Here is a 12,975-nt window from a genome sequence, read left to right as displayed (position 1 = left end):
CAGGGCCGGGATGAAAAAACGGGAGGCATCCGAGGACGCCTCCCGTGGATCGCGGACGTGAAGCGCAGCCGGAGGCTACTTCATCACGGCGCCGGAAGCGGCACCCTGCATCTTGATCTCGACCTTCTCGGTCAGACCCTCGTAGTACTCGCGCAGGATGGCCAGGACCTCGTCGCGGCCGAAGTGATCCGGAACCTCGGCGCCCTCGGACAGGGCCTTGCGCAGCTTGGTGCCGGACAGGATGACGCGGTCTTCCTTGCCGTGCGGGCAGGTGCGCAGGGAGGCCATGCCGTCACACTTGTAGCAGTAGAAGGTCCAGTCGATCTTCATGGGCTGGGTCAGCAGCGCCTTGCCCGGGGTGGGGCACGCCTCGTTGGCGTAGGGGATGCGGTCGAAGATCTCCTGGGCCTCGAACAGGCCGTAGAAGTCGCCCACGCCAGCGTGGTCACGGCCGATGAGCATCTTGTTGATGCCGTAGTTCTGACGGAAGGTGGCGTGCAGCAGAGCCTCGCGGGGACCGGCGTAGCGCATGTCGAGGGGGTAGCCCGCGTTGATCACGTTGTCCTTCACGAAGTACTTCTCGATCAGGGTCTGGATGCACTTGATGCGGACCTGACCCGGGATGTCGCCGGGCTTCAGGTTGCCGATGAGCGAGTGGATGACCACGCCGTCGCAGACTTCGCAGGCGATCTTGGCCAGGTACTCGTGGGAGCGGTGCATGGGGTTGCGCAGCTGCAGGGCGGCGACGTTGGCCCAGCCCTTGGCTTCCATCTCGGCGCGGATCTGGGCCGGGGTCTTGTAGACGCCGGGGTAGCGGTCAGCGTAGTCGCCCTCGGAGAGGACCTTCACCGGGCCGGCCAGGTTGAACTTGCCCTGGGCCAGGACCATCTGCACGCCGGGGTGATCCTTGGGGGCGATCTCCCAGAACTTGTCGCCCTCGGACTCCTCGCCGCTGCCGCGGTAGACCTTCTCGCACTCCCACTTCTTGTCGGCCTCGGTCAGCTCGTACTTCTCGGTGACCTTCATGGTCGCGAAGATCTCGCCGTCGTTCTTCAGGGCGATCTCGTCACCGACCTTCACGGAGTCGTCGTTGGTGTCCAGGCACACGGGCACGGGCCAGAAGGTGCCGTCGGCCAGGGTGAAGTTCTCGCACACGCTCTTCCAGTCGGCCTTGCCCATGAAGCCGGACAGCGGGGAGAAGCCGCCGATGCCGAGCATGATCAGGTCGCCCTTGACGCGGTTGGAGATCTCCAGGGTCTTGAGGCCTTCGGCCTTCTTCAGCTCGGCCTTGAGGGCGTCGCCCTTGAGCAGACACTCGACCAGGCCCTTGCCACCATGAGGGGGAACCAGTTTGGACATTTGTGGTCTCCTTTCTTCAATGATGTGTAACAGGAAATTAATCCACAGCCTTGTTGAGGCATCCGAATTTTCCCGTGCAGGTCGGACATGCCGTCTGGAAATTCAGGGTGCCCGATTCGTCCTCTACCATCTCCGGCATCGTCTGTCGGTGTTTGTGAAAAAAATGCGCAAATGTCAAGGGCAGTCTTTATGCATTATAAAACAGCATGTTGAACCAGAAACCCCTCGGCGCCCTCCGCCGCAATGCGCCGACCCCCGGTTTTCCACCCCCGGGGCCCCCGCTCCGGGGCCACCGCCGCCATGCCCCGCCCGCCCCGGGCGGCCCGGGACTCCGACGGAAATCCCCTGCCCGGGGATACCGAAAATGATTTCTTTCATTTCAGAATGTTATACAAAAAGAAGGACTGAATTTCTTTCTCAGCCCTTGCACTGTCTGGGCATTGCAGGTATAGACACGTCTGCTGCCGGACCATATTTTCACAAACGAGCCCGAAACTGCCTCGAACGCAAGTAAAATCAAGGTGTTTTTGATAAGCGCCCGCCGCTTGGGATAAAATTCACTTTCACCTTGACAGGGTCAGTCCCCACTTGCTAGACAGAACCAGCTTGTTCCATCCCTCACAAGCCCCGCGCCGGGGCCGCGGGGGCGGAGCGGGTCAGCGCCCCGGCAGGGGCGGCGCCGAGGAGGCCGGATCGGCTCCGGCCCACGGGCAACTCCGGCAGGCATACACGGCGCGCGGTCATTGAAAGTCCCGCTTGCGACCCCGGCAGCCACACCCGTGGACGGTCGCTGCGGAACGACACCGCGCCGAAATGGCAGAAGGCGGGGGAACCTTTCCCTGCTTTTCATATCTCCATCAATCGTGATGCGGGATATTCGGAGTTGGTTGTTTGTATCAACCCTAATATTGTTGGAGGACTAGTATGCCGACTTTTGTTGATCCCTCGAAGTGCGATGGATGCAAGGGTGGCGAGAAAACCGCTTGCATGTACATCTGCCCCAACGACCTCATGATCCTGGATCCTGAGGAGATGAAGGCGTACAACCAGGAGCCGGACGCCTGTTGGGAGTGTTACTCCTGCGTGAAGATCTGCCCCCAGGGCGCCATCACGGCCCGCCCCTACGCCGACTTCGCGCCCATGGGCGGCACCTCGATTCCCATGCGCTCCTCCGAAGACATCATGTGGACCATCAAGTTCCGCGACGGTTCCGTGAAGCGCTTCAAGTTCCCCATTCGCACCACCCCTGAGGGCTCCATCAAGCCCTTCGACGGCAAGCCCGAGCCCGGCGACATCGAGAGCGAGCTGCTCTTCACCGAGACCGCCCTCGCGACTCCCAAGGAAGCCCTCTGCCAGAAGTTCGACGTCGCCGACGGCGGCAAGAGCCAGTGCTGGCAGGACATTCCCTGCGAGTAGGCCCCTCCCCTTGCTGCATGGGTGAACAAGACAACAACAAGCGAATCATAAAGGAGCACTCACATGCCTAAGATTCCTGTTAAAGAATCCCCCAAGGGCCTGCCCCTGGCCGAGCCCACCATCGTCGAGCATGACGTCGACATCCTGATGATCGGCGGCGGCATGGGCAACTGCGGCGCCGCCTGGGAAGCCGTGGCCTGGGCCAACAAGTACGCCCCCGAAGCCAAGATCCTGCTGGTGGACAAGGCCGCCCTCGAGCGCGGCGGCGCCGTCGCCCAGGGCCTGTCGGCCATCAACACCTACCTCGGCGACAACAATGCCGACGACTACGTCCGCATGGTCCGCACCGACCTGATGGGCCTGGTCCGCGAAGACCTGATCTTCGACCTGGGCCGCCACGTGGACGACTCCGTGCACCACTTCGAGGAGTGGGGCCTGCCCGTCTGGTGCAAGGACGAGCACGACCACAACCTGGACGGCGCCGCCGCCAAGGCTGCTGGCAAGTCCATCCGCAAGGGCGCCAAGCCCGTGCGCTCCGGCCGTTGGCAGATCATGATCAACGGTGAGTCCTACAAGTGCATCGTGGCCGAGGCCGCCAAGAACGCCCTGGGCGAAGAGCGCTACATGGAGCGCATCTTCGTGGTCAAGCTGCTGCTCGACGCCAACCAGCCCAACCGCATCGCCGGCGCCGTGGCCATGAACGCCCGCGAGAACAAGGTCCACATCTTCCGCTGCAACTGCGCCGTGGTTGCCTGCGGCGGCGCCGTGAACGTGTACCGCCCCCGCTCCACCGGTGAGGGTCTGGGCCGCGCCTGGTACCCGGTGTGGAACGCTGGTTCGACCTACACCATGTGCGCCCAGGCTGGCGCCGAAATGACCATGATGGAAAACCGCTTCGTGCCCGCCCGCTTCAAGGACGGTTACGGCCCGGTCGGCGCCTGGTTCCTGCTCTTCAAGGCCAAGGCGACCAACTACAAGGGTGAGGACTACTGCGAGACCAACCGGGCCATGATCAAGCCCTACGAGGAGCGCGGCTACGCCAAGGGTCACATCATCCCCACCTGCCTGCGCAACCACATGATGCTGCGCGAAATGCGCGAAGGCCGCGGTCCCATCTTCATGGACACCAAAACCGCCCTGCAGACCTCCTTCGCCACCATGACCCCCGCCCAGCAGAAGCACCTCGAGGCCGAGGCCTGGGAAGACTTCCTCGACATGTGCGTCGGCCAGGCCAACCTGTGGGCCGCCACCAACTGCGCTCCCGAGGTTCGTGGCTCCGAGATCATGCCCACCGAGCCCTACCTGCTCGGCTCGCACTCCGGCTGCTGCGGCATCTGGGTGTCCGGTCCCGACGAGGCCTGGGTCCCCGAGGACTACAAGGTCCGGGCTGACAACGGCAAGGTCTACAACCGCATGACCACCGTGAACGGCCTGTTCACCTGCGCCGACGGCGTGGGCGCCTCCGGCCACAAGTTCTCCTCCGGCTCGCACGCCGAGGGCCGTATCGTCGGCAAGCAGATGGTGCGTTGGTACCTTGACCACAAGGACTACAAACCCGCCATCAAGGAAAACGCCGCCGATCTCGCCAAGGAGATCTACCGTCCGTACTACAACTTCCAGGCCGGCAAGGGCGCTTCCACCGACCCGGTTGTCAACCCCGAGTACATCACGCCCAAGAACTTCATGATGCGCCTCATGAAGTGCACCGACGAGTACGGTGGTGGCGTGGGCACCTACTACACCACCTCCGCCGCGCTGCTCGACATGGGCTTCTGGCTCCTCGACATGCTGGAGGAGGACTCCAAGAAGCTGGCCGCCCGCGACCTGCACGAGCTGCTGCGCTGCTGGGAGAACTACCACCGCCTGTGGACCGTGCGCCTGCACATGCAGCACATCCGGTTCCGCGAGGAGTCCCGCTACCCCGGCTTCTACTACCGCGGCGACTTCCTGGGCCTGGACGACAGCAAGTGGAAGTGCTTCGTGAACTCCAAGTACGATCCCACCAAGGGTGAGACTGCGATCTTCAAGAAGCCCTACTACCAGATCATCCCCGCCTAGTGGCCTGAGGTAATCCAAGGTGGCCGCGGACCCCGCGGTCCGCGGCCACCTTTCCCTTTGCGCGCACGAGGCAGAAAATGGTCTAAGCCTGAGCCGTACAATGAGATATTGTTCAGGCTTAGGCCATTTTTAACAGCTGGCCGGAACCTGATTTAGGGAGGAACACATGCCAAACACCAGCGTGCTCGTTGTCGGTGGCGGTTTCAGCGGCATCACTGCCGCGCTCGAAGCCGCGGAAGTCGGACACGAGGTCTATCTCGTAGAGAAAACGCCTTTCCTGGGTGGCCGGGTCGCGCAGCTCAACAAGTATTTCCCCAAGCTGTGCCCCCCGTCTTGCGGCCTGGAAATCCAGTTCCAGCGCATCAAGAAAAACAAGAACGTGAAGGTCTTCACCCTGGCCGAGGTGGTGTCCGTCTCCGGGCAGCAGGGCGACTACACGGCCAAGATCCGCATCCGCCCGCGCCACACCGCCCCGGGCAGCGCCGACCTCTCCGAGCTGGCCGGTGAACTTCCCGCCCGCGCCGACAACGCCTTCGAGCTGGGCCTGGCCAAGCGCGGCCCGCTGCACCTGGACATGCCCTTCGCCTTCCCGGCCCGCTACGTGCTGGAAAAGGACGAACTGCGCGCCGCCGACCTCGAAACCCTGGAAGACAACGAGTTCATCGACCTGGACGAGACCGAGAAGGAAATCGAGGTCGCCGTGGGCTCCATTGTCATCGCCACGGGCTGGAAGCCCTACGACGTGACGCGCCTGACCAACCTGGGCGCCGGGGCCATCGACAACTGCATCACCAACATGCAGATGGAGCGCCTGGCCGCGCCCTGCGGCCCCACCGGCGGCCAGATCCTGCGCCCCTCCGACAGCGCCGCACCCAAGAAGATCGCTTTCGTGCAGTGCGCCGGATCGCGCGACGAGAACCACCTGAATTTCTGCTCCTACATCTGCTGCATGGCGTCCCTCAAGCAGGCGACCTACGTGCGCGAGCAGTACCCCGACGCCCAGGTCACCATCTTCTACATCGACCTGCGCACCCCGGACCGCTACCAGAAGTTCCGCGCCCGCGTGCTGGCCGACGAGAACATCCGCACCGTCAAGGGCAAGGTCGCCGCGGCGGCCCAGGGCCCGGGCGGCTCGGTGGTGCTCACCGTCGAGGACGCCGTTGCCGGAACCAAATCCCACGAAACCTTTGATCTCGTCGTTCTCGCCACGGGCATGCAGCCCACCCTGGCCGGCGAGCGCCTGCCCATCGACGTGCCCATCGACGAGGACGGCTTCGTCGTCGGCGGCGAGGACAAGGGCATCTTTGCCGCCGGGTGCGCGAAGAAGCCTCTGGACGTGATGAAATCCGCCCAGTCTGGCACCGGCGCCGCGATGAAGGCGATTGAAACGGTGAGGAGGTAGAGACGATGGCCGAGAAAATTGGTGTCTATTTCGACGAATCCGCTATCGGCCCGTACCTGAGCGTCGAGGATCTGGCCGAGAACGTCAGGAACCGCTGGGGCGGCAACTGTCCCGTCATCGAGACCAGCCCCATCCTCGCCGGCGAGGAAGGCCGCGCCATGATCGAGGAGGCCATCGAGGCCGGGACCATCGACGGCGTGCTCATCTGCGGCTCGTCGCCGCGTGTGGACTGGCAGTTCTTCGACTTCGGCCCGGCCATTCCCGTGGAGCGCGTGAACCTGCGCGAGCAGTGCGGCATGTGCTTCCCCGAGGACGAGGACGAGGAACTCAAGACCCTCATGGCCATCGACTACATCAACATGGGCATGCTCAAGCTTCAGAAGACCCTGGTGCCCGAGCCCGAAAAGATCGAGACCGTGCGCACGGTGCTGGTGGTCGGCGGCGGCTGGACCGGCCTGCACGCGGCGCTGCACGCCGCTGGCGCGGGCGCCGACGTGGTGCTGCTGGAGAAGACCGACCAGCTCGGCGGCAAGGCCCGCACCATGTACAAGACCGTGCCCCTGGCCCCGCCCTACACCCAGGCCCACCCCACCGGCATCGAGGATCTCGTTGCCCGCGTCCAGGCCGAGCCGCGCATCGAAGTCATCACCGGCGCGCAGATGCAGGCCCTGGAGGGTGCGCCCGGCGCCTACACCGCCAAGTTCACCAACGGCACGGAAAAGGCCATCGGCGCGGTGATCCTGGCCACGGGCTGGGTGCCGCAGGATACGGCGGCCCTGGCGCCCCTGGGCTACGGCAGCGTGCCCGGCGTGGTCACCACCGCCGAGTTCGAAGCCATGATGAAGGACGGCCAGCTCAAGGCCAAGCGCGTGGCGTTCGTGCTCAACACCGCCAAGGCCACGCCCAAGGACCTCTACCAGCCCGCCCCGGCTCCCGCCGAGCCCGCCGAAGGCCAGGAGGCCCCCGAGGAGCCCGCCTTCAAGGATCTGGAGAGCGCCCGGCACCTGCCCTACGCCAGCGCCGTGAACTCCGTGGTCGCCCTCAAGCAGGCCGGCTACGTCCGCGAGCTGGACGACACGGCCCAGGCCTACATCATCTATGAAGACATGATGGTCCAGGGCATCCACGAGCGCTACTACAAGGCCGCCCAGGACGACCCCGGCGTCATGCTCACCAAGGGCTATGTGGCCCGCGTGGAGCAGGGCGACGGCGGCGTGCTGCTGACGGTGAAGAACACCCTGCTCGGCCAGGACTTCGAGCTGGCGGCGGACCTGGTGGTCCTGCCCACGGGCATGGTGCCGACCACGGCCAAGGACCCGGTCATGAACTTCGTCTACCGCCAGGGCCCGGCCTTCCCGGACCTGGACCTCTTTGACGGGTTCTGCGACTCCAACTACATCTGCTTCCCCTACGAGACGCGCCGCACCGGCGTGTACGCCGCGGGCGCCGTGCGCCAGCCCATGCTCATGGACAACGCCGAGGAAGACGCCGCTGGCGCCGCCCTCAAGGCCATCCAGTGCATCGAGTCGGCCAACCGGGGCGTGGCGGTGCACCCGCGCTCGGGCGACCTGACCTACCCGAAGTTCAACTTCGTGCGCTGCACCCAGTGCAAGCGCTGCACCGAGGAATGCCCCTTCGGCGCGCTGGACGACGACGAGAAGGGTACGCCCAAGCCGAACCCCACGCGCTGCCGCCGCTGCGGCACCTGCATGGGCGCCTGCCCCGAGCGCGTCATCTCCTTCGACAACTACAGCGTGGACCAGATCGGCTCGGCCATCAAGGCCATCAAGGTGCCCGACAACATGGAGACCGACGGCCCGCGCATCCTCATCCTGGCGTGCGAGAACGACGCCTACCCGGCCCTGGACATGGCCGCCATGCGCGGCAAGAGCTGGAGCCCGTACGCGCGCATCCTCCCGGTCCGCTGCCTGGGCTCGGTCAACGCCATCTGGGTGGCCGACGCCATGTCCAAGGGCGTTGACGGCGTGATGATGCTCGGCTGCAAGTACGGCGACGACTACCAGTGCCACTTCGTCAAGGGCTCCGAGATCTGCAACCGCCGCAAGGAGAACATCGCCGAGACCCTGAACCGCCTCGGTGTGGAACCCGACCGCGTCGAGCAGTACCAGGTCGCCATCGACGAGTACGACAAGGTGCCCGGGATGATCGAGGAATTCATGGCGATGATCCTTGAGAAGGGTCCCAACCCGTTCAAGGGCTACTAGGAGGAGATACCATGTCCAAGGCAGTACGGATCGAACCCGATCTCCAGTTCATCAAAGACCTGCAGGCCGTGGGTGGCGACTCGCTCAAGAAGTGCTACCAGTGCGCCACCTGCAGCGTCGCCTGCCCGCTGTCTCCGGCCGACGCGCCCTATCCCCGCAAGGAGATGGTCTGGGCGCAATGGGGCCTGAAGGACAAGCTGGTCAACGATATCGACATCTGGCTGTGCCACAACTGCGGCACCTGCTCGGACCTGTGCCCGCGCGGCGCCAAGCCCGGCGACCTGCTGTCGGCCCTGCGCAACATGGCCTACCGCGGGCTGGTGTCGCCCACCATCCTGGGCACCTGGATGGGCTCCGCCAAGTACCTGCCCATCCTGGTGGCCATCCCGGCGGCGCTGTGGCTGTTCGTGTGGTACCTGACCACGGGGCTGACCTTCCCCGAAGGCGACATCGTCTTCGGCAAGATCTTCCCCGGCGACTACACCATCGACCCCATCATGAGCCTGACCTTCTTCTTCATGGTCGCCTCGTTCGTGCTGGGCGTCTCCAGGCTCATCAAGTCCTTCGGGGCCTCGGGCGGCACCTACTACATCGGTGCGCACAAGAAGCCCAGCATCGTGGACTGCATCAAGGACGTGCTCTTCAACGAAGTCGGCCAGCACACCAACTTCAAGGAGTGCGGCGGCGCGGAGCAGAAACCCGCCGACGAGGAGCGCTTCAAGGGCCACCTCGCCCTGTTCTACTCCTTCGTCATCCTGGCCGTGGTCACGGGGCTCATCGCCTTCGGCCACTGGGGCGGCAAGGTCATCCACTTCCTGGAGCCCATGGGCCACACTCCGCTGCCCCTGTACGCGCCGCACAAGTTCGCCGCCCTGGTGGGCATGTGCCTGGGCATCTACGGCCTGGTGAAGCTCACCAGCCGCCGCATGAACCTGGACCAGGCCAAGACCAAGTCCAGCTACTACGACTGGTACCTGCTGGGCGTTGTCTGGGCCGTGTTCGCCACCGGCGCTGGCGCCCTGCTGTTCCGCCTGGCGGGCGTGGCCACCCTGGCCTACGTGACCTACTACGTCCACCTCGTGGCGGTCTGGATGCTGTTCGCCTACCTGCCCTGGTCCAAGCTCGGGCACCTGGTGTACAGGACCGTGGCGCTGATCTATGCCCGCTACATTGGCCGCGTGCCGCTGAGCTAGGGCCGAGGCAACCAAGGAACCAACTTTCCTTACCTACCTGGAGGAAATGACAATGGCTGAGAGCGTTGACCGCAAAGTGTTCCCCATGGGTACCTTCGCCGCCTATCTGACCGGCGAGGACAAGGACGCCAACATGGCTGGCATCAAAGAGATGCTCGGCTACATGACCCAGCTTGAGATCGACGGCACCTCCCTGCCGTTCGCCGAAGCCGTGGCCAAGGCCTGGATCTACGAGCAGAACCCCGAGCTGATCCACATCGCGGGCAAGGCCGACCAGTTCGGCCAGCACGTCTCCGTGCCGGTGCTGCCCGCCGAGCTGACCGCCCAGGTCGCCGCCATCGTGGGCCAGCTCAAGGACACCCAGGCCAAGAACAAGGCCCAGGCCACCAAGATCTCCGAGCTGGAGAAGAAGCTGGCCGACACCCAGGCCGAGCTCAAGACCGCCAAGGCCAAGGTCACCACCTACGAGGCCCAGCTCGGCGAGGACGAGAAGAAGCTCCAGCTCTCCGAGACCAAGGTCAATGACTACATCGGCAAGGTGGACGGCCTGCTGGCCAAGATCGAAGAAGTCATCAAGCACGGCGTGGTCACTGCCGCTGCTGGTGGCGCTGGCGCGGCTGCCGACGGGCCCGCCCCCGCCGCCGGAGCCGCCGTGGACAGCCCCGGCGCCGTCTCCTCGGACTTCGGCTTCGGCACCGAGGATTCCGGCGGCGACAGCTTCGGCTTCTAGCCCCGCACGCCCCCGAGCAAAAGCAAGCCCCCGGCCCTGGCCGGGGGCTTTTTTGCGCCCCGCGCAGGGCGGCTCCCCTCCCCTCGCCCCACGCACGCGCCGCATCCTGCCCCGCCGTCCCCGCCCCCCATGCCCCGCCCGGCGCCCCCTGCCACGCCCCCTTGCGCCCTCCCACGCAGCCTCGCCCCCCCTCGCCTCGCCTCCCCCCTCACCTCCCGCCTCGCCTCGCCTCGCGATCCTTCCCGCCTCGCAATTCTCCCCGCCCCCGTTCCCCCCGCTCCCGCTCGCGCCCACGCCCCCCCTGCCGCCCATGCCCCCGCCACCGGCGCACCACATGCCTCCCGCCACCCAAAAGGCCCGCCCCATCCCGATTCCAGCAGGCAACGGAGCCCGCCTGCCAAAATTTAACAATAACGTCAAAAAATAGCCCTTTCCGGCCCTGGCCCGCCCAGGCGGCAGGCCAGGTGCCACGGACGTATTTCTTTGATTTTATTTGATTTAACATAATTGGACAGAATCATCGACAGCGGCAAATTCCGGGCAATCCGCTTGCGTTTGCAGCTTGTTTCAACTATGGGAATTTGGCGTATGAACAGCGAATCCGACCTCATTCTCAGCGACGTCACCGTCCAGTTCGGGGGCCTCAAGGCCGTCGCCGACGTGAGCTTTTGCGTCTCCGCAGGGCAGATCGTCGGGCTCATCGGCCCCAACGGCGCCGGAAAGACGACCATTTTCAACGTCATCACCGGCGTCTACAAGGCTTCCGAGGGCAGCGTCGCCTACGGCGGGCGGCCCCTGCTCGGCCTGCGGCCCCACCGCATCCTGGCCGCAGGCATCGCCCGGACCTTCCAGAACATCCGGCTGTTCACGGCCATGACGGCCCTGGAAAACGTCATGGTCGCCCAGCATTGCCGCTCCACCAAGGGCGTGCTCGGGGCCATCCTGCGCAGCCCCTCCCAGCGCCGCGAAGAGCGCCGCATCCGCGAGCGCGCCCAGCAGGCGCTGGATTTCATGGGCCTTGGCGACATCGCCGGGGAGGTGGCCGCCAACCTGCCCTACGGCCACCAGCGCCGCCTGGAGATCGCCCGGGCCCTGGCCTCGGAGCCCGCCGTGCTGCTGCTCGACGAGCCCGCAGCGGGCATGAACCCCGCCGAAAGCGCCGACCTGACCGTCTACATCCGCAAAATCCGCGACCATGGCATCAGCGTGCTGATGGTCGAGCACGACATGAAGGTCGTCATGGGCATCTGCGACCGCATCGTGGTCCTGGACCACGGTGTGAAGATAAGTGAGGGCAACCCCGGAGAAGTCCAGCGCGACCCGAAGGTCATTGAGGCCTATCTGGGCCAGTAGCGCGGACGGCAAACAAGAGGAGGATTCGGCATGAAACGGTTTCTTTTCCTGTCCCTGTCCCTGGCCCTGGCGCTGACCGTCGCGACGGCCACCGCCGGACACGCCAAGACCCTCAAGGTCGGCAGCCTGAGCCCGCTCACGGGCCCCTACGCCGCCGACGGCAACGACATCGCCAACGGCGTGCGCGCGGCCATCGCCGTGGTCGAGCAGGAGGGCGGCATCCCCGGCTATGACGCCATCGAGCTCTTCGCGCAGGATTCGGCCTGCGACCCGCGCCAGGCCGTGGCCGCCGCCAACAAGCTCGTCAACGAGAAGGTGGCCTTCGTGGTCGGCGCCTACTGCTCGTCGGCCACCATCCCGGCATCGGAGACCCTGGACGAGGAGTCCATCCCCATGCTGACCCCGGCCTCCACCAGCGAGAAGGTCACCGAGCGCGGCCTGGCCCACATGTACCGTCTCTGCGGGCGTGACGACGACCAGTCCGTGGTGGCCGTGAAGTTCATGGTCGAGCACCTCAAGGCGGGCACCGTCTACATTATCGACGACAAGACCACCTACTCCCAGGGCCTGGCCGACAACGTCGAGACCCGCGCTGCGGCCACTGGCATCAAGGTGCTGGGCCACGACCACGTGAACCAGGGCGACAAGGACTTCTCCGCCGTGCTGACCAAGGTCAAGCAGGCCGACCCCGCCGTGTTCTACATGAGCCTGCAGAACTCGTCCTCCGGCGCCCTCATGGCCATCCAGGCCCGGCGCATGGGCATCAACGCGCCCATCATCGGCCAGGACGCCGTGTACCACCCGCAGCTCATGGAGATCGCCAAGGAAGCCGCCGAGGGCATGTACCTGACCTTCGGCTTCATCGACGAGGAGCGCCCGCTGTACAAGCTGTTCCGCGAGCAGTACGCCACGATGGGCTTCGCCGCCCCCGGCGCCTACTCCGGCTACGCCTTCGACGCCGCCTACGCGGCCCTGAAGGCCATCAAGGAGTCCGACAGCACCGACCCCGACAAGATGAAGGCCGCGCTGATGGCCATGGACTACGACGGCGCCACCAAGCGCATCAAGTTCCTGGAGAATGGCGACTCCGGCTCCAACTACATCATCCGCAAGGTCCAGGGCGGAGAGTTCATCAACTACTGGAACCCCGAGACCAACACGCTCTACTAGCGTCGCGGGCTCCCCGGCGGGAGCCGCCCTGGCGGCGGCTCCCGCCATGCTTCCCCCGGGCCCCGGCCC

The 12,975-nt window shown here is 65.2% G+C and carries 9 protein-coding genes; 8 read left to right on the top strand and 1 reads right to left on the bottom strand.

Annotation, left to right across the window (positions count from 1 at the left end; all coding sequences use genetic code 11):
- Positions 1–75 precede the first annotated feature (75 nt).
- Complete coding sequence (gene sat, locus G495_RS0100990) at positions 76–1,359, bottom strand: sulfate adenylyltransferase (RefSeq protein WP_028586278.1); 1,284 nt, start codon at positions 1,357–1,359, stop codon at positions 76–78.
- Between the two features lie 924 nt (positions 1,360–2,283).
- On the opposite strand from sat, the gene aprB reads away from it, so the two are divergent.
- The 8 genes from aprB (at position 2,284) to G495_RS0100950 (ending at position 12,906) form a co-directional block, all read left to right on the top strand.
- Complete coding sequence (aprB, locus tag G495_RS0100985) at positions 2,284–2,775, top strand: adenylyl-sulfate reductase subunit beta (protein WP_028586277.1); 492 nt, start codon at positions 2,284–2,286, stop codon at positions 2,773–2,775.
- Between the two features lie 63 nt (positions 2,776–2,838).
- Positions 2,839–4,833 carry an adenylyl-sulfate reductase subunit alpha gene (gene aprA, locus G495_RS0100980; RefSeq protein ID WP_028586276.1) on the top strand — a complete coding sequence of 665 codons (1,995 nt, stop codon included), beginning with the start codon at positions 2,839–2,841 and terminating at the stop codon, positions 4,831–4,833.
- A gap of 166 nt (positions 4,834–4,999) precedes the next feature.
- Positions 5,000–6,235, top strand: coding sequence for a CoB--CoM heterodisulfide reductase iron-sulfur subunit A family protein (locus tag G495_RS0100975; RefSeq protein WP_028586275.1), 1,236 nt, complete (start codon positions 5,000–5,002; stop codon positions 6,233–6,235).
- A gap of 5 nt (positions 6,236–6,240) precedes the next feature.
- Positions 6,241–8,460: an FAD-dependent oxidoreductase gene (locus tag G495_RS0100970; protein ID WP_028586274.1), complete on the top strand. Its 2,220-nt coding sequence runs from the start codon at positions 6,241–6,243 to the stop codon at positions 8,458–8,460.
- 11 nt (positions 8,461–8,471) lie between these two features.
- On the top strand, positions 8,472–9,653 hold the full coding sequence (gene qmoC, locus G495_RS0100965; protein ID WP_028586273.1) for a quinone-interacting membrane-bound oxidoreductase complex subunit QmoC: 1,182 nt from the start codon (positions 8,472–8,474) through the stop codon (positions 9,651–9,653).
- 52 nt (positions 9,654–9,705) lie between these two features.
- On the top strand, positions 9,706–10,383 hold the full coding sequence (locus tag G495_RS0100960) for a hypothetical protein (RefSeq protein WP_028586272.1): 678 nt from the start codon (positions 9,706–9,708) through the stop codon (positions 10,381–10,383).
- A 588-nt stretch (positions 10,384–10,971) separates the two neighbouring features.
- Positions 10,972–11,736 carry an ABC transporter ATP-binding protein gene (locus tag G495_RS0100955; RefSeq protein ID WP_051444931.1) on the top strand — a complete coding sequence of 255 codons (765 nt, stop codon included), beginning with the start codon at positions 10,972–10,974 and terminating at the stop codon, positions 11,734–11,736.
- Between the two features lie 30 nt (positions 11,737–11,766).
- Complete coding sequence (locus tag G495_RS0100950; RefSeq protein WP_028586270.1) at positions 11,767–12,906, top strand: branched-chain amino acid ABC transporter substrate-binding protein; 1,140 nt, start codon at positions 11,767–11,769, stop codon at positions 12,904–12,906.
- Positions 12,907–12,975 lie beyond the last annotated feature (69 nt).

Source organism: Desulfocurvus vexinensis DSM 17965, from assembly GCF_000519125.1.
Taxonomy (GTDB): Bacteria; Desulfobacterota; Desulfovibrionia; order Desulfovibrionales; family Desulfovibrionaceae; genus Desulfocurvus; species Desulfocurvus vexinensis.
This window is presented reverse-complemented; position numbering and strand designations above follow the sequence as displayed.